This window comes from Serratia liquefaciens ATCC 27592 (genome assembly GCF_000422085.1).
GTDB classification, from domain to species: Bacteria; Pseudomonadota; Gammaproteobacteria; order Enterobacterales; family Enterobacteriaceae; genus Serratia; species Serratia liquefaciens.
Genome location: NC_021741.1, coordinates 1,710,309 through 1,733,973 on the forward strand (window position 1 = coordinate 1,710,309; position 23,665 = coordinate 1,733,973).

The window sequence follows — 23,665 nt, forward strand, 5'->3', positions numbered from 1 at the left end:
TATGGGCATGGGATGGCAAGAATGGCCGCTGATGTTGTTTACCGTATTGGGACAATGTGTGGTAGGGGGGGTTATCGTCATGGGGCTCGCCATAATTGGCGGTAACCTGAACGAGCAGCAGCGCAGGGCAGTTCATCGCGCGATGTTCTTCCTGTGGTTGTTGATGGGCATCGCTTTCATTGCTTCCACGCTGCACCTCGGTTCGCCGTGGCGGGCGTTTAACTCGTTGAACCGCATTGGCGCTTCGGCATTGAGTAACGAAATAGCCGCTGGCGCCTTGTTCTTCGCCGTCGGCGGTTGTTATTGGCTGTTGGCGGTATTGGGCAAAATACCGCCGTTATTGGGTCGGGTGTGGTTGTGGGTGACCATGGCACTGGGCCTGGTCTTTGTTTACATGATGACGCGGGTATATCAAATCGATACGGTGCCAACCTGGCATAACGGTTACACTACGCTGAGCTTTTTCCTGACGGTACCGATCGGGGGGCCGATGCTGGGCGTTTTGTTGCTGCGTTTTGCGGGGCTGGACGTTACAACCCGGCATTCACTGGCTACCCTGAGCGTGGTGGCGCTGCTGGTCAGTCTGGGGAGCGTTATGATGCAAGGCTACGAACTGGCCAGCATCAGCAGTTCGGTACAGCAGGCATCAGCGCTGATCCCACAGTACGGCCAATTAATGGTTGGGCGTTTGGTGCTGGTGGTGCTGGGGTTGGGCTGCTGGATCTGCCCGCTACTGCGCCGTGGTAACGCTAGCGTGATGGGAATGGCTTTAGGTTTGATTCTGGTTATCGCCGGTGAGCTGGTTGGGCGGGGCGTGTTCTACGGCCTGCATATGACCGTCGGCATGGCGGTGGCCGGTTAATATTGTAGTGAGGCGCAGTGATAAACTGCGCCCTTAAAAGGATCCTTGATTTATGACGCTTGAAAATATCGCTTTAACGGGGCGGGTACTGGGTGTGTTGCTGTACGCGCCGCCAGAAAGTGAAGACGGCCAACAGCTCTTGGCAACCCTGTCTGAATCTGAGTGGGTCAAAGAGTGGCCGTACGGCGATGCTGATCGGTTACAGAAGGCGGCTGCGCTGATTGCGACCGGTATTGAAGATCAACAGGATGAATCCCTGGCGGAAGCTTACCAACGTCTGTTTGTGGGGCCTGATACCTTACCGGCGCCATTATGGGGTTCGGTGTATCTGGACAAAGAGAACGTGCTGTTTGGTCATTCGACCCTGCGGTTGCGCAAGTGGTTACGGGCCAACGGCATAGAAGCTCAGCACGATCGCAATGAGCCGGAAGATCATATTGGCACTTTGCTGATGATGGTGGCGTGGCTGGCCGAAGAACGTCAGGGCGGGTTGGTCGAGCAACTGCTGACGAAACATTTGTTGCCATGGGCACCACGCTATCTGGAACTGCTGGAAGCCAATGCGCAGCATCCTTTCTATCAGGGACTGGCCCAATTAGCGCAAATCACCCTGGGTGCCTGGGGTGCGGAATGCACGGCTGAAGTTGAATCTTTAGAACTGTATTTCTGATAAAAAATGAATGGCCGTCAGGTGCCTAACATCGCAGGCGCCGGCGGCCACTCCGCCGTTAAATAGACCGCGTAATACAAATTGTGCGGTATACATATAAGAGCTGATTGACTTTTTTATCGCCAGTGGCATGATGCGCGCACTCTCATTGCGCGTTCGGTTTCAATCTCACTATGTCCGCATACTCCCGCCCAGTGCTCCTGCTGCTCTGTGGCTTGTTGCTGCTCACGGTCTCTATCGCCGTATTGAATACGCTAGTCCCTCTTTGGTTGACTCATGCTCAGTTGTCAACCTGGCAGGTAGGAATGGTAAGTTCCTCTTACTTTACCGGCAATCTGGTCGGCACGCTGATTGCGGGCAAACTCATCCAGCGCATTGGTTTTACCCGCAGCTATCATCTTGCCTGTGTGGTATTCGCCGTGGCGACTGCCGGTATGGCATTGTCGCTCGATTTTTGGAGTTGGATGGGCTGGCGTTTCTTTGCCGGCATCGGCTGCGCCTGGATCTGGGTGATCGTCGAAAGCGCCTTGCTGCGGAGCGGTAATCTGTCTAACCGTGGGCAATTGCTGGCGGCTTATATGATGGTTTATTACCTGGGTACGGTTGTCGGCCAACTGCTGTTAAGTATGGTATCGACCGAACTGTTGAATGTGGTGCCATGGGTCACGGCCATTGTGCTCAGTGCCACGCTGCCGATGCTGTTTGCCCGGGTTAACAGTCGGCACGACGAACCCCAACAGGCTGCGGTTTGGCCAATGTTGAAGCGCCGTAGCGCGCGGTTGGGGATTAATGGCTGTATCATTTCCGGCATTGTACTCGGCTCGCTATACGGCCTGATGCCGCTGTACCTGTCCCATCAGGGCATGAGTGACGCCAACGTGGGTTACTGGATGGCATTGCTGGTCAGCTCAGGCATTGTCGGGCAATGGCCGGTCGGGCGTCTGGCAGACCGCTATGGTCGTTTGCTGGTGCTGCGCATTCAGGTGTTTGTGGTGATCCTTGCCAGCATCGCCATGCTTGGTAACTATGCGATGGCACCGGCGTTGTTTATTCTCGGTTGTGCCGGGTTCACCTTATATCCGGTGGCGATGTCCTGGGCTTGTGAAAAGGCGTTGCCGCATGAGCTGGTGGCGATGAACCAGGCATTGTTGATGAGCTATACCATTGGCAGTCTGCTTGGCCCGTCGATGACGGCGCTGCTGATGCAAAATTATTCCGACCGCCTGTTGTTTGTGATGATTGCCGCCGTTGCCCTGGTCTATCTGATGATGCTGCTGAGAAAGCCGGATCGTCACCACACTCCGTTGGCTGCCGCCTGAGCATAAAAAACCCGGCCATCGTGTGCCGGGTTTTTTTGTTGTAGCTAACGGGCTCAGTAAATGACTTTGTGGCCGTAGCTTTCCAGAATGCTTTTCACGCGATCCATGGTTTCCGCTTTCGGCGGATGGACGCCGTCCAGCTTGTACTCTTCACCCATCGCCACCCATTTGTGCTTACCCAGTTCGTGATAGGGCAGCAGTTCGATTTTCTCGATGTTGGTCATGTCTTTAGTGAACTCACCCAGCATATGCGTTGACTTGTCATCATCGGACCAGCCCGGCACTACCACATAACGGATCCAGGTGCGTTGATTACGTTTCGCCAGATAGCGGGCGAAATCCAGCGTGCGGTGGTTGGAAACGCCGACCAGATTCTGATGAATGTCGTCGTTCATCTGTTTGAGATCCAGCATCACCAAATCGGTGGCATCCAGCAGCTCATCGATCACCGGATCGTAGCGGCGTACAAAGCCGTTGGTGTCCAGACAGGTATTGATCCCTTCTTCATGGCAGGCGCGGAACCAATCGCGGACGAATTCTGCCTGCAGTATGGCTTCACCACCGGAGGCCGTTACGCCACCGCCGGAGGCATTCATAAAGTGACGATAAGAGACGGCATCTTTCATCAATTCTTCAACGGTCACTTCTTTCCCGCCGTGGGTATCCCAGGTGTCACGGTTATGGCAATACAGGCAGCGCATCAGGCAGCCCTGGAAGAAGACGATAAAACGGATCCCCGGACCGTCTACGGTGCCACAGGATTCGAAGGAGTGGATGCGACCTTTCACTGACATTGCGGGGTTTTCTCCAATATTGACTGTCAAACGCAGTCTAAAAGTAGGCTCATAACCGCCAGCCAGGGATCAGCGATGCAGCAACCGGGCAAGGCCCGACGACTGGGGTGAAACGATGCCTGTTGGCCGGTTATTACGCCGGATAACTGTTTTGCCGGATATCCACCAATTCCATTCAGTATAGCTATCTGGCAAAACAGACTCTGAGTGAGTCAGGGTAGTGCATTTGCTAAAAAGGCCGGAAAGATCCGGCCCCGAATTTCAGCTTGACTACCGGGCGGGAAACCCCGCCCGGATGGGGCAATTACATCGACTGAGTGAAAGTACGAGTAATGACGTCTTGCTGTTGTTCTTTGGTCAGCGAGTTGAAGCGAACAGCATAACCAGATACGCGGATGGTCAGCTGAGGGTATTTCTCAGGGTTTTCCATCGCGTCCAGCAGCATTTCACGGTTCATCACGTTAACGTTCAGGTGTTGACCACCTTCGATAGACGCTTCGTGGTGGAAGTAACCGTCCATCAGACCCGCCAGGTTGGCTTTACGCACGTCGTCGTCTTTACCCAGCGCGTTTGGCACGATGGAGAAGGTGTAGGAGATCCCGTCTTTCGCGTAAGCAAACGGCAGTTTGGCTACGGAGGTCAGGGAGGCTACAGCACCTTTCTGGTCGCGACCGTGCATTGGGTTAGCACCTGGACCGAATGGCGCGCCAGCGCGGCGACCGTCTGGAGTGTTACCGGTTTTCTTGCCGTAGACCACGTTAGAAGTGATGGTCAGTACGGACTGAGTCGGTACCGCATTACGGTAGGTACGCAGTTTCTGAATTTTCTTCATGAAACGTTCTACCAGGTCACAGGCGATGTCATCAACGCGAGCATCGTTGTTACCGAACTGCGGATATTCACCTTCGATTTTGAAGTCGATAGCCAGACCGTCTTCGTCACGGATGGTGGAGACTTTAGCGTACTTGATGGCGGACAGGGAGTCAGCCGCAACCGACAGACCGGCGATGCCGCAGGCCATGGTGCGATAAACGTCACGGTCGTGCAGTGCCATCAGCGCAGCTTCATAGCTGTACTTGTCGTGCATGTAGTGAATGATGTTCAGCGCGGTCACGTACTGTTTGGCCAGCCAATCCATAAAGTGGTCCATGCGTTCCATGACTTTGTCATAGTCCAGCACGGTGTCCATCATTGGCGCTTCTTTCGGGCCTACCTGCATTTTCAGTTTTTCATCAACGCCGCCGTTGATAGCGTACAACATGGTTTTCGCCAGGTTGGCACGGGCACCGAAGAACTGCATTTGTTTACCGACAATCATCGGGCTGACGCAACAGGCGATGGCATAGTCATCGTTGTTGAAGTCTGGGCGCATCAGGTCGTCATTTTCATACTGTACGGAAGAGGTGTCGATAGACACTTTCGCCGCGTATTTTTTGAAGTTCAGAGGCAGTTTTTCAGACCACAGGATGGTCATGTTCGGTTCCGGAGACGGCCCCATGGTGTACAGGGTGTTCAGGAAGCGGAAGCTGTTTTTGGTTACCAGAGTACGGCCGTCAACGCCCATACCTGCCAGGGACTCGGTCGCCCAGATTGGGTCACCGGAGAACAGCTCATCATACTCAGGTGTACGCAGGAAGCGCACCATACGCAGTTTCATTACCAGGTGGTCAATCAGTTCCTGCGCTTGTTCTTCAGTCAGTTTGCCTGCATCGATGTCGCGTTGAATGAACACGTCAAGGAAGGTAGACACGCGGCCGAAGGACATTGCTGCGCCGTTCTGAGATTTCACCGCGGCCAGGTAGCCGAAGTAAGTCCACTGTACAGCTTCTTGTGCGGTGGTAGCAGGACCGGAGATATCGCAGCCGTATTTGGCAGCCATTTCTTTGATCTGACCCAGAGCGCGATGCTGTTCAGCAATTTCTTCACGCAGTTGGATGGTCATTTCCAGATCTTCGCCGTTTTCCAGCTTGGTCTGCAGTGACTTGAACTGGTTCAGTTTGTCGGCCATCAGGAAATCGATGCCGTACAGCGCTACGCGGCGGTAGTCACCGATGATACGACCACGGCCGTATGCATCTGGCAGACCGGTCAGCACGCCGGATTTACGGCAGTTCAGGATGTCTTTGGTGTAAACATCGAATACGCCCTGGTTGTGGGTTTTGCGGTATTCGGTGAACACTTTTTTCAGCTGTGGATCCAGTTCGCGGCCATAAACCTTACAAGAACCTTCGACCATTTTGATGCCGCCGAATGGGATCAGCGCGCGTTTCAGAGGGGCGTCAGTCTGCAGACCTACGATGGTTTCCAGCTCTTTAGCGATGTAGCCAGCGTCATGGGAAGTGATGGTCGCGGCAACGTTGGTGTCGAAATCAACTGGCGCATGGGTGCGGTTTTCCAGTTTGATCCCTTCCATAACCTTTTCCCACAGGGTGGAGGTGGCCTGAGTTGCGCCAGCCAGGAAGGATTCATCACCCTCGTAAGGAGTGTAGTTTTTCTGGATGAAGTCACGAACGTTGACTTCGTTCTGCCAGTCACCTTTGCTGAAACCTTCCCAAGCTTTGGCTAACTTCTCGTTAAGTTCGGTCATTATACACCTACCTTTAATTGTGGAGTTCTAACTCGGCGCGCGATAACTAACAGCTTAGTGCTGTTGTTCACCACCGCGCAGATAAATTACCCAGTAAGTCAACCCAACCAGTAAACCGCCGCCAATGATGTTGCCAATGGTGACTGGGATCAGATTGTCGATGATAAAGTTGCTTACGGTCAGATGAGCAAACTGCTCGGGTGCTGCCCCTATGGCTTGCCAGAATTCCGGCGTGGCGAAGTTTTTAACCACGATACCCATAGGGATCATAAACATGTTGGCGATGCTGTGTTCGAAACCGCTGGCGACGAACATGCCGACCGGCAGGATCATGGCGAACATTTTGTCCATCAGGCTGCGGCCTGAGTAACTCATCCACACGGCCAGGCAAACCATCAGGTTAGCCAGGATGCCGAGGCAGACGGCCTCAACAAAGGTGTGATGCAGCTTGTGGTCAGCGGTTTGCAGGACGTTCAGTCCCCATTGGCCGTTGGCCACCATGTGTTCGCCGGAGAACCAGATGAGCGCGACGAAGAACAGGGCGCCGATCAGGTTGCCGATATAGACATTTAGCCAGTTGGCAGCCAACTGGTACCAGCTGATGCGGCCGCTGGCTTTGGCGATGACAATCAGCACGGTGGAAGTGAACAGGTCGGCGCCTGAAACCACGACCAGCATTAACCCCAGAGAGAAGCAGATGCCGCCGACCAGTTTTGCCAGGCCGAAAGGCACACCGGCAGTGCCGGTAGTCGCAGTGATATAAAATACGAATGCGATTGAAATAAAGACGCCGGCAGTGATCGCCAAATAAAACGTTTTCAGCGGGTGCTTGGTGGCTTTATACACACCTGCATCTTCAGCGATTTTCGCCGTTGCTGCAGGTAATATCAGATCGAAGGGGTTGTCAGCTTTCACACTAACTCTCGCTTTTAAGGGTTAAAACAACGCAATGAGATACTAGCAAAGCAGTATAGGGTAAAAATTGATTTGGATCATAAGGCGGGAAACTAAAACGGCCAAAAACCAGATAAATCGCAAGGTTTATTTGGTTAATTTATTGATTTTTAAATAAAAACATTTTTTTAATGTTTGCAAATAATTTTGAATTTGCGACCGCGCCAACCTTGAATAGGTTAAATTTTAGCGCATTTTGTCACTTTCAGAGCGGCAAGGTTTAATTATCGGTTAATTATTATTTTACCGGTCCGTAACAACTGCTGTTTTATTTATCTTGTTTACCGTTAAGTGCGTAATTAGGCGAAAAAATAAAACAAAAAAACGTCTATTTAACCGTCAAATAATTCTTTGTTATTTTTCTATCTTGGTGTTGCGCCGGCAGAAGGCCGCCGGCGCACAGATACTGAGATTATGCCTGCGCCCAATGGCGACGTTTGGCGGTCTGCAGTTTTTCATAGGCCGCTAGCAGCGCCTGATGTGCCGGTAAGGCTTTCAGATCGCTATCGACAGCGAACAGGCCGTTAAAGCGTTCTTCACCGCTGATGGCCGCAGAGGCGGCATCCACCGTTTCCTGGCCGTACATTTTCACGAAGGCGGAATAGTATTGCGCCGGATCGCGTTCAGGCTCCTGCGTCAGCAGCAACAGGGTTTGCAAACAACGGTAGTAGTTGCTGCGCGCCGGGCTCAACACGGAAGAGTTGAAGTCCTGCGTCCATTCGGCCCAGATCAGCGCCTGATCCAGATCGCCGCCGGCCAGGGCCAGCATTGACTTCAACTCGCCGATACGCAGGGTAGACCAGGCGTTGTCTTTGCCGGAAGCAATTCCCAGCAGCTCGCGCACGCGGGTGAAGTCGTCCAGGCCTTCGTCGTCCAGGCGCTCTAACAGCGCCAGATACTCTTGCGGTTCCCACTCGCTGCCCGGCAGTGCCAGCAGCGTATCGCGCAGGTGCGCCCCCATGCTGTTGTTGGCCAGCAGCAGGTCTTCCGCCGGGTAGATGTCGGACATGCCCGGTACGATGATGCGGCAGGCGTAGACATCCAAATGTTCATAGTCGGCGATATACACTTCAGCGCCTTCTTTGTCGAAGATGCTCATCAGCGTCGCGAATTCTTCCTGCGTGTTGCCGCTGAAGCTCCAGTCGACAAACGGGTAATCCGCGTCCTGCTTGAACATATCCCAGGAGATCAAACCGCTGGAGTCGATAAAGTGGGTTTCCAGGTTAGTGTGCTCCGCCACTTCTTCGTCGTCGAAGGTCGGTGCGGTGAACACGTCCAGATCTTTCAGGCTACGGCCCTGCAGCAGCTCAGTGACGGTACGCTCAAGCGCCACGCCAAAATCAGGATGGGCACCGAACGAGGCAAAACAGGTGCCGTTAGCCGGGTTAAACAGCACCACGCAGATCACCGGGTAATTACCGCCCAGCGACGCGTCGTAAGACAGGATCGGGAAGCCTTCTTCTTCAAGCTTGGCAATGGCTTCTACCACGCCAGGATAGCGGTTCAGCACCTCGGCCGGGATCTCTGGCAGGCTGATGGATTCGGCGATGATGCGATTTTTCACATAACGCTCAAACACTTCGGACAGGCCTTGTACGCGCGCTTCGTTGGCGGTATTACCAGCGGACATGCCGTTGGACACGTACAGGTTACCGATGATGTTCATCGGAATGTAAACGGTCTGCTGGTCAGACTGGCGAGAGAACGGCAGGGCGCAAATGCCGCGATCGCCATTACCGGACTGCAGATCGATCAGATCGCTTGCGTTGACTTCCTGATCCGGATTGTAGAAAGCATGCAGACGCTCATCGAGAATACCGGCCGGCAACGAGTCATCGGCTGGGATCGGGAACCACTTCTCGTTCGGGTAATGCACGAAGTCACCTTCGGCAATCTGTTTCCCCAGATAGAAGTCGGCAAAGAAGTAGTTGGTGGAAAGGCGTTCGAAGTATTCGCCCAAAGCGGAGGCCAGGGCAGCTTTTTTGCTGGCGCCTTTGCCGTTGGTGAAGCACAGCGGGCAATCGCGATCGCGGATATGAACCGACCATACATGAGGTACCGGATTCAGCCAGGAGGCCTCTTCGATATTAAAACCCAGGTCGCTTAATTTCTGTTGGAAACGGGCGATAGAGTCTTCCAGCGCGGCGTCTTTGCCAGGGATAAAAGTTTGCGTCATTGTCTTCACTTTTTGAGCGTACTAAAAACGCGCAATGATACGGGGTTTTACGCTCCAGCTCCATGTATTCCTAAAGCGGTGGCAAAGTCACAGTTTTTTTAGGGATAAGGGCCATAATTCAGCGGGTTATCTATCATGGAGAAACTCAATGAAATCAGTGAAACTCAGCGCCGTGGCGCTACTGTTGGCGGGGGCGAGCGGTTCGGCGTTGGCTTTGCCTACCATTACTTTGTTGGCGACCGGCGGCACCATTGCTGGCGGTGGCGAATCGGCGACGAAATCCAACTATACGGCGGGGAAACTGGGCGTTGACGCTTTAGTGAGTGCCGTGCCTGAGCTAAAAAACCTCGCCAACGTGCAGGGCGAGCAGGTGGTGAACATCGGGTCGCAGGACATGAACGATGAGGTGTGGCTGAAGCTGGCGAAGAAAATCAACGCCGACTGCGCCAAAACGGATGGCTTTGTCGTTACCCACGGCACAGATACGCTGGAAGAGACCGCCTATTTTCTGGATCTCACGGTCAAATGTGACAAACCGGTGGTGATCGTCGGGGCAATGCGCCCGGCAACGGCGATGAGCGCTGACGGTCCGTTCAATCTGTATAACGCAGTGGTGACGGCGGCAGATCCGCAATCGGCGAAACGCGGGGTGTTGGTGGCGATGAACGACAGCGTGTTGGATGCACGCGATGTGACAAAAACCAATACTACGTCGGTGCAGACTTTCCAGTCGCCTAACTTCGGCCCGCTTGGTTACATCCACAACGGCAAGGTTGATTACCAGCGTGCGCCGCAGCGCAAGCACACCACCGAGACCCCGTTTGACGTGTCTAACCTGACAGCGTTGCCGAAGGTGGGCATTATCTACAATTACGCCAATGCTTCCGATGCCCCTGCGAAGGCTTTGATCGCCGAAGGGTATCAAGGCATCGTCAGTGCCGGGGTCGGTAACGGCAACCTGTATAAAACGGTGTTCGATACGCTGGCGACGGCCGCACATAACGGTGTCGCCGTGGTGCGTTCTTCCAGAGTGCCCACTGGCTCCACCACCGAAGACGCTGAAGTGGATGACGCGAAGTTCGGCTTTGTCGCCTCCGGCACGCTGAACCCACAGAAGGCGCGGATCCTGCTTCAACTGGCGTTGACGCAGACCAAGGACGCCAAACAGATCCAGCAGATGTTCAATCAATACTGAGTGCATTTTCCTCATTCGGGGGCCCTGGAGCCCCCTAGCTATGTTGGCTGAATACAGCATAAAAAACCGCGTTAACCCACTGAATTGGCCACCTTCACAGCGTTTTATTGCAGAAAATACCGGTGATTTGGCAGAGCCTGTTATCGTCACGTCCAAGGCTTTCCCGGCATCGGGTGAATAACCATTGCAGGCGGGGGCGTGAGTGATAAAACCGATGGGTTACTTCGGGCGTATTTCGGTAGGCCAGTATCATTGGCGAATAGTGAATGTGGTGAGGGGAAATGACTCAGGTTTATAATTTTAGCTCTGGCCCGGCAATGCTGCCGGTTGAAGTGTTGCGTCGTGCAGAACAGGAGCTGTGCAACTGGCACGGCCTCGGTACCTCGGTGATGGAAATTAGCCATCGCAGTAAAGAGTTTATCGAAGTTGCCCAGCAGTCCGAGCAGGATCTGCGCGATCTGCTGAAGATCCCCTCCAATTATAAAGTGCTGTTCTGCCACGGTGGCGCTCGTGCACAGTTTGCTGCGTTGCCGTTGAACCTGCTGGGTGACAAAACCACCGCGGACTATATCGACGGCGGTTACTGGGCGCACAGCGCCATCACCGAAGCGCAAAAATACTGCTCGCCAAACACCATTGACGTGAAAACCAACGTCGACGGCCTGCTCGGCATCAAACCGATGAAAGAGTGGCAGTTAAGCGATGACGCTGCCTATGTGCACTATTGCCCGAATGAAACCATCGACGGCGTAGCTATCGATGAGTTACCTGACTTTGGCGATAAAGTGGTGATTGGCGATTACTCCTCCACCATTCTGTCGGGTCCGCTGGACGTCAGCCGTTTCGGCGTAATTTACGCCGGTGCGCAGAAAAACATTGGGCCGGCCGGCCTGACCTTGGTGATCGTGCGTGAAGATCTGCTGGGCAAAGCCCGTCGCGAAGTCCCGTCCATCCTCGATTACACCGTGCTGGCCGAAAACGATTCCATGTTCAACACGCCGCCGACCTTTGCCTGGTACCTGTCCGGCCTGGTGTTCAAATGGCTGAAAGAGCAGGGCGGCCTGGTAGAGATGCACAAACGCAATCAGGCCAAGGCCGAATTGCTGTACGCGACCATCGACAGCTCTGACTTCTACCGTAGCCGGGTGGCGCATGCCAACCGCTCCTGGATGAACGTGCCGTTCCAACTGGCGGATTCTGCGCTGGATAAAGTCTTCCTCAGCGAAGCAGAAGCCATTGGCCTGCAGGCGTTAAAAGGTCACCGGGTGGTTGGCGGCATGCGTGCTTCTATTTACAATGCAATGCCGTTGGCCGGGGTGAAGACCTTAACCGACTTTATGGTCGACTTCGAACGTCGTCACGGTTAAGTCCGGCGCCTGCCGTGAGCAGGTAGCCTTCGCTGTTGTCCTTTTGCGTTAAAGCGGCTCCGGCATTATCCCCGGGGCCGTTTCGTTTATCAGATTTTGGAGATTTTTATTCACATGGTGGATTCCCTGACGTTACAACCGGTTGCCTTGGTCAATGGCACCGTCAACTTACCTGGCTCCAAGAGCGTGTCCAACCGTGCTCTGCTGCTGGCTGCGCTGGCGGAGGGGACGACGACGCTGACCAATCTGCTGGACAGCGATGACGTGCGCCATATGCTGAATGCGCTACAGGCATTAGGGGTGAGTTACCAACTGTCAGACGATCGTACCACCTGTACAGTCGAAGGTGTTGCCGGCCCGCTGGTGGCTAATCAACCGCTTGAGCTGTTCCTCGGCAATGCCGGCACCGCGATGCGCCCTTTGGCGGCTGCGCTGTGCCTGGGCAGCAATGATGTGGTGTTGACCGGCGAACCACGGATGAAAGAGCGCCCAATCGGTCATCTGGTGGATGCCCTGCGTCAGGGTGGCGCGCAGATTGATTATCTGGAGCAGACCGATTACCCGCCATTGCGCCTGCGCGGTGGCTTCCAGGGCGGCGATGTGACGGTGGACGGCAGCGTATCCAGTCAGTTTCTGACCGCATTGCTGATGACGGCACCGCTGGCCAAACAGGACACCCATATCCATATCAAGGGCGAGCTGGTTTCCAAGCCGTACATTGATATCACCCTGCATCTGATGCGCACCTTCGGCGTTGAAGTCAGCCACGACAACTATCGCGTGTTCCACATTAGCGGTAGCCAAACCTATCGCTCACCGGGTGATTATCTGGTGGAAGGGGATGCCTCTTCCGCGTCTTATTTCCTGGCGGCGGCGGCGATTAAAGGCGGTACTGTCCGCGTTACCGGCATTGGTAAAAAAAGCGTTCAGGGCGACACCAAGTTTGCCGACGTGCTGGAAAAAATGGGCGCACGTATTACCTGGGGCGATGACTATATTGAATGCAGCCGTGGTGAACTGCGCGGTATCGACATGGACATGAACCATATTCCTGATGCGGCAATGACCATCGCAACCGCAGCCCTGTTTGCCGAAGGCCCGACCACCATCCGCAATATCTACAACTGGCGAGTTAAAGAGACCGATCGCCTGGCGGCGATGGCGACGGAGCTGCGTAAAGTGGGGGCTGAGGTGGATGAAGGGGAAGACTACATTCACGTGGTGCCACCGGCCAAGCTGAAATTTGCCGATATCGGCACCTATAATGATCACCGTATGGCGATGTGCTTCTCGCTGGTGGCGTTATCGGACACCCCAGTGACCATTCTCGATCCGAAATGTACCGCGAAAACCTTCCCGGATTACTTCGAACAGCTGGCGCGCATCAGTCAATTGGCATAATTCCACAGTCAGATGCTTTTTTTTAAGGCCCTTAATTGGGCCTTTATCGTTTTTAACGCCCGCAGGCTACGGGCGTCCACTATACTTTTGCGCGGACGTACGCTTATTTTCAACAACCAGACAGTTCCAGGGTAACAGTTAGTCGTTTGGCAGCGTATAATGCGCCACCGTGACTGCCCCGACTGGGCAGGCGGCAGGGACGCTTTTAATTATGCTTTCGCATTGTGCTGACGGCAGGTTATGTCCCTGTGAGGTTTTCTACCTGAAGGAGAGAGAAATGACGGCTACAGCTCCGGTGATAACCGTTGATGGACCAAGTGGCGCAGGCAAAGGTACTTTGTGTAAGGCGCTGGCCGAATCCCTTGGTTGGCGTTTGCTGGATTCCGGTGCGATCTATCGCGTACTGGCACTGGCGGCACTGCATCATCAGGTTGATATCACTTCTGAGGAGGCGCTGGTTCCCCTGGCCGCACATCTCGATGTTCGCTTTGTTGCCGAAGGTGGCAAACTGCAGGTGATTTTGGAAGGTGAGGATGTCAGCAATGAGATCCGCACTGAAACCGTCGGCAATACCGCTTCGCAGGCAGCGGCTTTTCCGCGCGTGCGTGAAGCCTTGTTGCGGCGCCAGCGTGCATTCCGCGAGGCCCCGGGCCTGATTGCCGATGGACGCGACATGGGCACCGTGGTATTCCCCGATGCGCCGGTAAAAATTTTCCTGGATGCCAGTTCTGAAGAGCGTGCGCACCGCCGCATGCTACAGTTGCAGGAAAAGGGCTTTAATGTTAACTTTGAACGTCTTTTAGCCGAGATAAAGGAACGGGACGACCGTGACCGTAATCGGCCTATTGCGCCACTGGTGCCGGCCTCCGACGCCCTCGTGCTGGATTCAACCAGCATGTCGATCGACGAAGTCATCCAGCGTGCGCTGACATATGCACATGAAGTTTTAGCGTTGCCGCAGCAGTAAGCGCGGCGGCGTTATTGGCTTTTTGTCATATTTGTCATGGCAGTATCGAACTATATCGGGTAAAATTTTACCCCTGTAACCTAAACCCTGTCGGCATGGAGCCAATGGCGGGGTATGTGAAACAACCCCATTCGGCGGGATGCTAAATGGACGTTAAACTATAGAACCCTGAAGATTAAACATGACTGAATCTTTCGCTCAACTCTTTGAAGAATCCCTGAAAACAATCGAAACCCGTCCGGGTTCCATCGTTCGTGGCGTTGTAGTTGCTATCGACAAAGACGTAGTACTGGTTGACGCCGGTCTGAAATCTGAGTCTGCCATCCCGGCTGAGCAATTCAAAAACGCACAGGGCGAGCTGGAAATCCAGGTAGGCGACGAAGTTGATGTTGCGCTGGACGCTGTTGAAGATGGCTTCGGTGAAACTCTGCTGTCCCGTGAGAAAGCTAAGCGTCACGAAGCTTGGATCACGCTGGAAAAAGCTTACGAAGAAGCTGAAACTGTCGTCGGTGTTATCAACGGCAAAGTTAAGGGTGGCTTCACTGTAGAGCTGAACGGTATTCGTGCGTTCCTGCCAGGTTCCCTGGTTGACGTGCGTCCAGTACGTGACACTCTGCACCTGGAAGGCAAAGAGCTTGAGTTCAAAGTCATCAAGCTGGACCAGAAACGCAACAACGTTGTAGTTTCTCGCCGTGCGGTTATCGAATCAGAGAACAGCGCAGAACGTGATCAACTGCTGGAAAACCTGCAGGAAGGCATGGAAGTTAAAGGTATCGTTAAGAACCTCACTGACTACGGTGCATTCGTTGATCTGGGCGGCGTAGACGGCCTGCTGCACATCACTGATATGGCTTGGAAACGCGTTAAGCATCCGAGCGAAATCGTCAACGTTGGCGACGAAATCACTGTTAAAGTGCTGAAGTTCGACCGCGAGCGTACTCGTGTTTCCCTGGGCCTGAAGCAACTGGGCGAAGATCCATGGGTCGCTATCGCGAAACGTTACCCAGAAGGCACCAAGCTGACTGGTCGTGTAACCAACCTGACTGATTACGGCTGCTTCGTAGAAATCGAAGAAGGCGTTGAAGGCCTGGTACACGTTTCTGAAATGGATTGGACCAACAAAAACATCCATCCGTCCAAAGTTGTTAACGTGGGCGATGTAGTGGAAGTTATGGTTCTGGACATCGATGAAGAGCGTCGTCGTATCTCCCTGGGTCTGAAGCAGTGCAAAAACAACCCATGGCAGCAGTTTGCAGAAACCCACAACAAGGGCGACCGCGTTGAAGGTAAAATCAAGTCTATCACTGACTTCGGTATCTTCATCGGCCTGGACGGCGGCATCGACGGCCTGGTTCACCTGTCTGACATCTCCTGGAACGTTGCAGGCGAAGAAGCAGTTCGTGAATACAAGAAAGGCGACGAAATCGCAGCGGTTGTTCTGCAAGTTGACGCAGAGCGCGAGCGTATCTCCCTGGGCGTGAAGCAACTGGCTGAAGACCCGTTCAATAACTACCTGTCTATGAACAAGAAAGGTACTATTGTTACTGGTAAAGTCACTGCAGTTGACGCCAAAGGTGCTACAGTTGAATTAGCAGGCGGCGTAGAAGGTTACCTGCGTGCATCTGAAGCCTCTCGCGACCGCATTGAAGATGCAACTCTGGTTCTGAATGTGGGTGACGACGTTGAAGCTAAATTCACCGGCGTTGACCGTAAGAACCGCGTAGTAAGCCTGTCCGTACGTGCTAAGGACGAAGCTGACGAGAAAGACGCAATCGCTACTGTTAACAACAAACAGGAAGAGAGCAACTTCTCTAACGCTATGGCTGAAGCTTTCAAAGCGGCTAAAGGCGAGTAATGACGGGGGGCGGTTTTTTAATCGCCCCGATACGGTAGTTTAGCTGCAAAGCTTGGAGGAACTATGACCAAGTCTGAACTTATTGAAAGACTTGCTGGCCAGCAATCTCATGTACCGGCGAAAGCCGTTGAGGATGCAGTGAAAGAGATGCTAGAACATATGGCTGCTACGTTAGCCGATGGTGAACGCATTGAGATCCGCGGATTCGGCAGTTTTTCTCTTCACTACCGTGCTCCGCGTGTGGGTCGCAACCCGAAAACTGGTGATAAAGTTGAGTTGGATGGCAAGTACGTCCCTCACTTCAAGCCAGGCAAAGAGCTGCGTGACCGCGCCAATATCTATGGCTAGTCACTGACTTCCATAGAGTTGTTGCTTGTACTGAAATATAAAACGGCGCCCCCAGGGCGCCGTTTTTTTTGACCTGAACGCTGAGATTGACCGGTTGATTCTGCACTTTTCTGCTTACCACGTCGCAACATGTTGCCCCTGAAGGTAACGGTCATCGTTATTGTGCGGCGCCTCGCGCACGTCGTTAGATTATGGCTGGTGGAACCTGGTCTTGATGTGAACAATCCCGTGATGTTGGCGGCTTGAATAGCTGCCCCAAACCGGGAGAAACCCTATCAAGACCTCGCTGGATTTGGCGATTATCGCGATTATCTGCGGCACTCTGCCCCTGCTTTTCATGCCGCATCTGCCTGACGCACGAATAATGCTATGCGTCACTCTGCCCATCTGTTGTTACCTGTGGCGCAGGGGCTCCCTTTACCGATTTATGGCATGGGGGGCTTTGGGTTTTCTGTGGGCGATATTCACTGCCGGAAACCTGGTCGACCAAATCAACCGCCTGAGCCAGGGGCCTGTAGTACATGCCGTGGTCGAAGTTAGCAGCATTGCGCTTGCGGCTACGGCACGCAAGCAGACGGTAATGCATATAGAACAGATTAATGGCAGGTGGTTGGTGCCATCCATTGCCTTTTCCACACTGTGGCAACCCAAAGAGCAACCTTTGTGCGCCGGACAGCGCTGGCAGATGCAACTGCGCCTGCGGCCTGTACACGGCAATTTAAATGAAGGGGGCTTCGACAGCCAACGTTGGGCTATCTCGCAGCGTCAACCATTAACGGCACAGGTAAAGAGCGCCACACTTTTGGATCCCGCCTGTAGCTGGCGACAACGTATTATCCGCCATGCCGAAAACAATATTGGTACGGTTCGTTATCAGGCCGTTTTACTGGCTTTGGCATTTGGTGAACGCGGGGCACTAGAGCCTTCACTGCGTTCGCTGATGTTAAAAACTGGTATTGCTCACCTGATGGCCATTTCAGGGTTACATGTGGCGATGGTGGCCATTTTGATTTGGTCTTTGCTGCGGGTAATCCAGTTTTGGTTACCTGCCCACCGAATCGGCTACCGTTTCCCTCTGGTGATCAGTTGGCTCGGTGCATTGGGTTATATCTGGTTGGCTGGCGCACACCCACCGGCGGTAAGAACCGGCCTGGCGTTGACCCTCTGGATGCTGCTACGCATACGGGGCATTCATTGTTCCTCTTGGCAAGTTTGGTTGTGGTGTATCGGCTTGATACTGATTTGCGATCCGCTGGCAGTGTTGTCCGACAGCTTTTGGCTCTCGGGGACGGCGGTGTTGTGCCTGATATTTTGGTTTGAATGGGTCCCCCTCAGTCCCCGTTTTCGCGTGGGATGGTATTGGGCACCGCTGCGTTGGCTGCATATTCAGTGTGGTATCACTTTGTTGCTGGTGCCGATGCAAGCAGGCTTATTTCTTGGCCTCAGTATGACCTCAATACCGGCCAATCTTTGGGCCGTACCCTTGGTTTCCCTGGTGACGGTTCCGCTGATCCTTCTCGCCGTGGTACTGGGGATTTTCCCTCCGTTGAGTACCGGATTGTGGTGGGCAGCAGACCTCACGCTGGCGTGGGTTTTCACCCCATTACACTACCTGCAGAACGGGTGGCTTGACCTTGGCGCAGCATCGCTGGTAGTCAGCATTATGGGCTGGTTGATGGTGATTTTCTGGCGCTTTCATTGGTGGCTGCGCTATGTCTCGGTGCTGGTAACGCTGGCAGTGTGCTGCCTGCTGTGGCGGGAGAAAGCCCCGTCATATCGCTGGCGCGTAGATATGCTCGATATTGGTCATGGCTTGGCCATGGTGGTTGAAAAGAATGGCCGGGCGATATTGTACGATACTGGACCCCGTTGGGAGACGGGCAGTGCGGCCACGCGCAATATCGTCCCCTTTCTTAAATGGCGTGGGCTGCCGGTGGATCAAATCGTCATTAGCCACGATCATTTGGACCATATCGGTGGTCTTGAGGAATTGCAGCAGGCATTCCCGCTGGCGACGGTGAGAAGTCCGCGGCTTGGCGCTGGCCACTTACCCTGCGTCGCGGGGGAAAGTTGGCAATGGCAATCGCTTCAATTCCAGGTGCTGTGGCCACCGAAAGCAGTAAAGACCGCGGGAAATGACGATTCTTGCGTTATCCGTATCGATGATGGCAAATACAGCCTGCTGCTGACCGGTGATGCGGAAAAAAGGTCAGAGACTCAGCTGGTACGATATCAGCGAAATATGTTGCGAGCGACAATATTGCAAGTTCCTCACCATGGCAGTAAAACGTCATCCACTCCGCCATTTTTACGTGCTGTAGCGCCGGAGGCGGCAATAGCTTCCGCATCGCGTTACAATAAATGGCGATTACCTGCGGTTAAAGTCGTCGCCAGATATCGGGAAAATGGCATCATATGGCGCGATACATCGCGCTCCGGTCAGTTATCCGTACTTTTTTTCGACAACGATTGGCAAATTAAAGGCTTTCGTGAGCAAATAATGCCCCGTTGGTACCATCAGCGGTTTGGCGTAGAGGGTGATAATGAGTAAAATGGGCCGCTATTTCTTCCGATGCTGGTATTTGCATGATGAATGATAAAGATCTCTCCACCTGGCAGACTTTCCGTCGCCTCTGGCCGATGATCACACCTTTTAAGACCGGGCTGATCGTGGCCGCCATTGCGTTGGTAATGAACGCAGCCAGCGACGCCTTTATGCTGTCTTTGCTTAAACCTTTATTGGATGACGGTTTTGGGAAAACGGAAAGCAGTATCCTGCTGTGGATGCCATTGGCCGTTATTGGCCTCATGGTGGTGCGCGGGGCGACGGGCTTTGTTTCCAGCTATTGCATTTCATGGGTTTCCGGCATGGTGGTGATGCACATGCGTCGTCGTCTGTTTGGCCACATGATGAGAATGCCGGTGTCCTTCTTCGACCAGCAATCTACCGGTACATTACTGTCTCGCATCACTTATGATTCCGAGCAGGTCGCTTCATCCTCGTCCAGTGCACTGGTGACAGTGGTGCGTGAAGGGGCGTCGATCATCGCGCTGTTCACCATGATGTTCTATTACAGCTGGCAGCTTTCGGTGATCCTGATCGTCCTGGCCCCGATTGTCTCTATTGCGATCCGCATCGTTTCCAAGCGCTTCCGTAATATCAGTAAAAACATGCAGAACACCATGGGGCAGGTGACGACCAGCGCCGAGCAGATGCTGAAGGGCCACAAGGAAGTTCTGATTTTTGGCGGCCAGCAGGTTGAAACCGATCGCTTCAATTCGGTCAGCAACCGCATGCGTCAACAGGGTATGAAGTTAGTTTCCGCTTCCTCAATCTCTGACCCTATCATTCAGCTTATCGCTTCACTGGCTCTGGCCTTTGTTCTGTACGCGGCCAGCTTCCCAAGCGTGATGGAAACCCTGACTGCCGGTACCATCACCGTGGTGTTCTCTTCGATGATCGCTCTGATGCGTCCGCTGAAGTCACTGACTAACGTCAACGCGCAGTTCCAGCGTGGGATGGCCGCGTGCCAGACCCTGTTCTCGATTCTGGACATGGAGCAGGAAAAAGATACCGGTACCCGCGAAGTAACGCGTGCGAAAGGCGACATCGAATTCCGCAATGTTACTTTCTACTATCCAGGCAAAGAAACCCCAGCGCTGCGTGATATCAATCTGAGCATTTCAGAAGGTAAAACGGTGGCGTTGGTGGGCCGTTCAGGATCGGGCAAGTCGACCATCGCCAATTTGCTGACCCGGTTCTATGACGTTCAGGAAGGCGAGATCCTGATGGATGGTCACGATCTGCGCGAATACACGCTTGCGTCGTTGCGCGATCAGGTAGCTCTGGTTTCGCAAAATGTGCATTTATTCAATGACACCATCGCCAACAACATCGCTTACGCGCGTGAGGAACGCTACAGCCGCGAAGAGATAGAGAAGGCCGCGCGCATGGCTTACGCCATGGATTTCATTGAGAAAATGGACAATGGTCTGGATACGGTAATTGGCGAGAATGGCGTAATGCTTTCCGGCGGTCAGCGCCAGCGTATCGCTATCGCCCGTGCCTTGCTGCGTGATTGCCCGATTCTGATCCTCGATGAAGCCACCTCGGCACTGGACACCGAATCAGAGCGTGCTATTCAGGCCGCACTGGATGAATTGCAGAAAAACCGCACTTCGCTGGTGATTGCGCACCGTCTGTCGACGATTGAGAAAGCCGATGAAATCCTGGTGGTAGAGGATGGCCGTATCGTCGAGCGTGGCGAGCATGCCGTATTGATCGAAAAGCAGGGCGCCTATGCCCAGCTGCATCGTATGCAGTTTGGTCAATAATGATCGAACGCATCTGGTCAGGCAGTTCGCTGGTTTATTTGCTGTTGTTACCGCTGTCCTGGCTGTATGGCCTGGTCAGCGGACTGATTCGGCTCAGCTACCGTTGCGGCCTGCGTAAAAGCTGGCGTGCGCCGGTACCGGTAGTGGTGGTGGGAAATCTCACCGCCGGCGGCAATGGCAAAACCCCGGTGGTGATCTGGCTGGTTGAGCAGTTGCAGCAGCGTGGCTACCGGGTGGGTGTCGTTTCGCGCGGTTATGGCGGTAAAGCAGAGGCGTATCCGCTGTTACTCAATGCAAGTACTACTACCCGGCAGGCAGGGGATGAGCCGGTCCTGATATATCAACGTACCGCCGCACCGGTTGCCATCTCGCCGAACCGTGCGGAAGCGGTTCAGGCGCTGCTTAAGCAGCACCGACTTGATGTCGTGATTACCGATGACGGTTTGCAGCATTACGCCTTACAGCGCGATTTTGAATTGGTCGTGATCGATGGTGTACGCCGCTTCGGGAACGGTTGGTGGTTGCCTGCGGGCCCAATGCGCGAACGCGTTTCGCGTTTGAACAGCGTTGATGCATTGATTACCAACGGTGGCGTGGCGCAACCGGGTGAAATTGCCATGCGATTGCAGGCGCGCGAAGCGGTGAATGTTGCCACTGGCGAACGCCGGCCTGCGGTTGAATTGCCGCATGTGGTGGCGATGGCCGGCATTGGCCATCCGCCGCGCTTCTTCGCCACGCTGGAAAAGCTGGGTGTGGATGTTGAAAGAGAAGTGGCGTTTGCCGATCATCAGGAATACCAACATGACCCGCTGGCGGCGCTGGTAACCCCTGGACAAACGCTGCTGATGACTGAAAAAGATGCGGTCAAATGCCGGGCCTTTGCCCAGCCTAACTGGTGGTATTTACCGGTTGATGCGGTACTTCCCCCCGATCAGGCTGAGCAACTGCTGCAAAACATCGAAGCCCTGCTGAAGCAATAATTCAAACCGCTAGCGCGTGCAGCCCCAAGGCTTGCGCGCAGGCGTCTATCGAGCGCTGCTGTGTTTGCTGATACAGCGATAGCTCATCGATCACCTCGGCTCCCAAAGCCAGTTCAAACGCCGCTTTGCTTGACGTTGCGTTGTATTGCGCATGGCTGGTATCGCCGAGATTCGACTGGAAAATACCCGCGGCACTGACCGGCAAGAAATCTTCATACACCAATGGCTGGAAGCGGATATATTCCTTGGCAATCAACTGTTCCAGCGTGCTGTGCTGATCCAATGAGTCTTTGGCTGCCAGCCCGCATTCGGTCGGGAAATAGCGGAACCAGGCCAACTGCTGCTCGCGCAGGGTGGCATAATCATCCGGAAACGCCTGAAAATTTTGCGCCAGCAGTTGATTGTAGCGATCTGCGTTTTTCTCGTTGGGCGGTGCCTGCAGTGCATCGTTGGTAGCCTGCAGCAGACGATCGTAGAGTGCGCGGCCTTTCGTCGTCAACGCAACGCCGCGCTGTTCTATTTCACCGAAGCGGGCAGTATGGTGCCCGTGAACGGCGCTGCCGTCATGCTCAACGAAATCGACGTTTTCCTCCAGCGCTTTAAAGCTGGTTTGGCGCAGCAGGATAGGGCGGCGACGCGGCGGTGGCCCTTCAATCACCGCTTTGGGAGTGATGCCCCGGCCAGGCATTGCCTGTTGAACCAGGTCGATATTAAGGGTGCGCGGCGTCAGGTGGTTAATGTGCGGGCCTTTGAACGCGACCACGTCAGCAATCAAACGGTGTTGGTCGTGCAACTGCTGATATTCGGCTGCGCTGACCGTCGCCCGGCTGTGCCAACGGAAGGTTTCCAGCGCTTGCTCGACAAATTCGTCGGCCTGGTTCTCGTCCAACCCTCCCTGGGCTTCTTGTAAGGCGATCAGCTCTAGTGCGCGCTCGGTAAATATTCTACGACGCGCCAACAGTTGTTGCGCCAGTTGACGTAGTTCCGGATTATCAATCAGCTCTAGTCGCAAGAGCGAAGTGAACACGCGAAAGGGGCTGATTTGCAGCGCGTCTTCATGCACCGCACGAAATGCGGTGGAGTGGACCGGAACGCCTGCCACGGCCAGATCGTAATAACCGACCGGGGACATGCCCATAACGTTAAACAGCCGCCGCAGGGTCGCCAGTTCTTGCTCAGTTCCCACCCGGATAGCGCCGTGACGCTCCATGGCCAGTCGTTCGATTTCGCCAGTAATTTGTAATTGATGAGCCAATGCGGCATCTTCGCGCAGGACCTGTCTGTTAGTTTCCGCCACCAGTTCGAGCAAATCGCCGTACAGAGGTACCTCTTTTTGGTACATCTCTGACATGGCGTGGGAGAATCTGGCGCGGATTTCATTCGGTGAGACGAACTGCTGGGCGGTCATGCGCATAGCTCCTTGATTCAGTATAATCTGAAAAATTATATTTTTGACGGCATAAGTGCTGGCTGAAAGGCCATCTGCCTTGTTTTCACCTCAAGTTTAGCCATGTCGATTGGGTTTTGTTATAGCTTGGGCAAGCATATTAGATTTTTATGCGTTAGCTCTCATTTGAACAGCACAGGGCGGTAACATTGGCCGTCCAGAAGGCAATAACGCCAAGATTTTTACATAAAAAAAGATAAATTAACTCATGTACAATCATAGACATAAAAACAAATTCGAAGTAATGATAAAAATAAGGCAATAAACCTCTTGTGCAAAGAATAGATTTATGAGTAAATGCAAGTCGGCCTGTGATACAGACCTATTTATGTTCGAGTATAGAGTTAAGCAGTTCCTCCAAAAACGTTATCATCTGATTCCGCTTCAAAGACGAACCTTCTAAGTACC

The 23,665-nt window shown here is 53.8% G+C and carries 17 protein-coding genes; 12 read left to right on the forward strand and 5 right to left on the reverse strand.

Going from position 1 to position 23,665, the window contains the following annotated elements; translation table 11 throughout:
• Position 1 precedes the first annotated feature (1 nt).
• From M495_RS07930 to M495_RS07940, 3 genes are all read left to right on the forward strand, one after another.
• Positions 2 to 862, forward strand: a complete 861-nt coding sequence (locus tag M495_RS07930) for a dimethyl sulfoxide reductase anchor subunit family protein (protein WP_020826118.1) — start codon at positions 2 to 4, stop codon at positions 860 to 862.
• Positions 863 to 914: 52 nt separating this feature from the next.
• Complete coding sequence (dmsD, locus tag M495_RS07935) at positions 915 to 1,532, forward strand: Tat proofreading chaperone DmsD (RefSeq protein ID WP_020826119.1); 618 nt, start codon at positions 915 to 917, stop codon at positions 1,530 to 1,532.
• Between the two features lie 173 nt (positions 1,533 to 1,705).
• Positions 1,706 to 2,851 carry an MFS transporter gene (locus M495_RS07940; protein ID WP_041414385.1) on the forward strand — a complete coding sequence of 382 codons (1,146 nt, stop codon included), beginning with the start codon at positions 1,706 to 1,708 and terminating at the stop codon, positions 2,849 to 2,851.
• 53 nt (positions 2,852 to 2,904) lie between these two features.
• On the opposite strand, the gene pflA is transcribed toward M495_RS07940, so the two are convergent.
• The 4 genes from pflA to ycaO form a co-directional block, all read right to left on the reverse strand.
• Positions 2,905 to 3,645 carry a pyruvate formate lyase 1-activating protein gene (pflA, locus tag M495_RS07945; RefSeq protein WP_020826121.1) on the reverse strand — a complete coding sequence of 247 codons (741 nt, stop codon included), beginning with the start codon at positions 3,643 to 3,645 and terminating at the stop codon, positions 2,905 to 2,907.
• A gap of 304 nt (positions 3,646 to 3,949) precedes the next feature.
• Entirely contained in the window at positions 3,950 to 6,232 is a 2,283-nt protein-coding gene (gene pflB, locus M495_RS07950; protein ID WP_020826122.1) for a formate C-acetyltransferase, read from the reverse strand.
• Positions 6,233 to 6,286: 54 nt separating this feature from the next.
• Positions 6,287 to 7,147, reverse strand: coding sequence for a formate transporter FocA (gene focA, locus M495_RS07955; protein ID WP_020826123.1), 861 nt, complete (start codon positions 7,145 to 7,147; stop codon positions 6,287 to 6,289).
• A 451-nt stretch (positions 7,148 to 7,598) separates the two neighbouring features.
• A complete protein-coding gene (gene ycaO, locus M495_RS07960) occupies positions 7,599 to 9,362 on the reverse strand; it encodes a 30S ribosomal protein S12 methylthiotransferase accessory factor YcaO (RefSeq protein WP_020826124.1) in 1,764 nt (587 codons plus the stop codon).
• A gap of 148 nt (positions 9,363 to 9,510) precedes the next feature.
• Between ycaO and ansB the strand changes: the two genes are divergently transcribed.
• The 9 genes from ansB to lpxK all read left to right on the forward strand — a co-directional run bounded on the left by ansB (position 9,511) and on the right by lpxK (position 21,810).
• Positions 9,511 to 10,557: an L-asparaginase 2 gene (gene ansB / locus M495_RS07965; protein WP_020826125.1), complete on the forward strand. Its 1,047-nt coding sequence runs from the start codon at positions 9,511 to 9,513 to the stop codon at positions 10,555 to 10,557.
• 281 nt (positions 10,558 to 10,838) lie between these two features.
• Positions 10,839 to 11,924 carry a 3-phosphoserine/phosphohydroxythreonine transaminase gene (gene serC / locus M495_RS07970; protein ID WP_020826127.1) on the forward strand — a complete coding sequence of 362 codons (1,086 nt, stop codon included), beginning with the start codon at positions 10,839 to 10,841 and terminating at the stop codon, positions 11,922 to 11,924.
• A 114-nt stretch (positions 11,925 to 12,038) separates the two neighbouring features.
• Complete coding sequence (aroA, locus tag M495_RS07975) at positions 12,039 to 13,325, forward strand: 3-phosphoshikimate 1-carboxyvinyltransferase (RefSeq protein WP_020826128.1); 1,287 nt, start codon at positions 12,039 to 12,041, stop codon at positions 13,323 to 13,325.
• A 277-nt stretch (positions 13,326 to 13,602) separates the two neighbouring features.
• Complete coding sequence (cmk, locus tag M495_RS07980) at positions 13,603 to 14,292, forward strand: (d)CMP kinase (protein ID WP_020826129.1); 690 nt, start codon at positions 13,603 to 13,605, stop codon at positions 14,290 to 14,292.
• 181 nt (positions 14,293 to 14,473) lie between these two features.
• Positions 14,474 to 16,147 carry a 30S ribosomal protein S1 gene (gene rpsA / locus M495_RS07985; protein WP_020826130.1) on the forward strand — a complete coding sequence of 558 codons (1,674 nt, stop codon included), beginning with the start codon at positions 14,474 to 14,476 and terminating at the stop codon, positions 16,145 to 16,147.
• 63 nt (positions 16,148 to 16,210) lie between these two features.
• Positions 16,211 to 16,495 carry an integration host factor subunit beta gene (gene ihfB, locus M495_RS07990; protein ID WP_004942652.1) on the forward strand — a complete coding sequence of 95 codons (285 nt, stop codon included), beginning with the start codon at positions 16,211 to 16,213 and terminating at the stop codon, positions 16,493 to 16,495.
• Positions 16,496 to 16,745: 250 nt separating this feature from the next.
• A complete protein-coding gene (locus M495_RS07995) occupies positions 16,746 to 19,046 on the forward strand; it encodes a ComEC family protein (RefSeq protein WP_041414386.1) in 2,301 nt (766 codons plus the stop codon).
• Between the two features lie 35 nt (positions 19,047 to 19,081).
• On the forward strand, positions 19,082 to 20,830 hold the full coding sequence (gene msbA / locus M495_RS08000; RefSeq protein ID WP_020826133.1) for a lipid A ABC transporter ATP-binding protein/permease MsbA: 1,749 nt from the start codon (positions 19,082 to 19,084) through the stop codon (positions 20,828 to 20,830).
• Entirely contained in the window at positions 20,830 to 21,810 is a 981-nt protein-coding gene (lpxK, locus tag M495_RS08005) for a tetraacyldisaccharide 4'-kinase (protein WP_020826134.1), read from the forward strand. Before msbA ends, lpxK begins: the two co-directional genes overlap by 1 nt.
• A gap of 1 nt (position 21,811) precedes the next feature.
• Here lpxK and hglS read toward each other — a convergent pair whose 3' ends face one another.
• Positions 21,812 to 23,218, reverse strand: coding sequence for a 2-oxoadipate dioxygenase/decarboxylase HglS (gene hglS / locus M495_RS08010; protein ID WP_020826135.1), 1,407 nt, complete (start codon positions 23,216 to 23,218; stop codon positions 21,812 to 21,814).
• Positions 23,219 to 23,665 lie beyond the last annotated feature (447 nt).

Bases quoted from the DNA above. Each gene is read 5' to 3' on its own strand.
- dmsD (WP_020826119.1), top strand. From the start codon at position 915: ATGACGCTTGAAAATATCGCTTTAACGGGGCGGGTACTGGGTGTGTTG.
- pflB (WP_020826122.1), bottom strand. From the start codon at position 6,232: ATGACCGAACTTAACGAGAAGTTAGCCAAAGCTTGGGAAGGTTTCAGC.
- aroA (WP_020826128.1), top strand. From the start codon at position 12,039: ATGGTGGATTCCCTGACGTTACAACCGGTTGCCTTGGTCAATGGCACC.
- pflA (WP_020826121.1), bottom strand. From the start codon at position 3,645: ATGTCAGTGAAAGGTCGCATCCACTCCTTCGAATCCTGTGGCACCGTA.
- msbA (WP_020826133.1), top strand. From the start codon at position 19,082: ATGATGAATGATAAAGATCTCTCCACCTGGCAGACTTTCCGTCGCCTC.
- ansB (WP_020826125.1), top strand. From the start codon at position 9,511: ATGAAATCAGTGAAACTCAGCGCCGTGGCGCTACTGTTGGCGGGGGCG.
- ycaO (WP_020826124.1), bottom strand. From the start codon at position 9,362: ATGACGCAAACTTTTATCCCTGGCAAAGACGCCGCGCTGGAAGACTCT.
- M495_RS07940 (WP_041414385.1), top strand. From the start codon at position 1,706: ATGTCCGCATACTCCCGCCCAGTGCTCCTGCTGCTCTGTGGCTTGTTG.
- serC (WP_020826127.1), top strand. From the start codon at position 10,839: ATGACTCAGGTTTATAATTTTAGCTCTGGCCCGGCAATGCTGCCGGTT.
- hglS (WP_020826135.1), bottom strand. From the start codon at position 23,218: ATGACCGCCCAGCAGTTCGTCTCACCGAATGAAATCCGCGCCAGATTC.
- cmk (WP_020826129.1), top strand. From the start codon at position 13,603: ATGACGGCTACAGCTCCGGTGATAACCGTTGATGGACCAAGTGGCGCA.
- rpsA (WP_020826130.1), top strand. From the start codon at position 14,474: ATGACTGAATCTTTCGCTCAACTCTTTGAAGAATCCCTGAAAACAATC.
- lpxK (WP_020826134.1), top strand. From the start codon at position 20,830: ATGATCGAACGCATCTGGTCAGGCAGTTCGCTGGTTTATTTGCTGTTG.
- ihfB (WP_004942652.1), top strand. From the start codon at position 16,211: ATGACCAAGTCTGAACTTATTGAAAGACTTGCTGGCCAGCAATCTCAT.
- M495_RS07930 (WP_020826118.1), top strand. From the start codon at position 2: ATGGGCATGGGATGGCAAGAATGGCCGCTGATGTTGTTTACCGTATTG.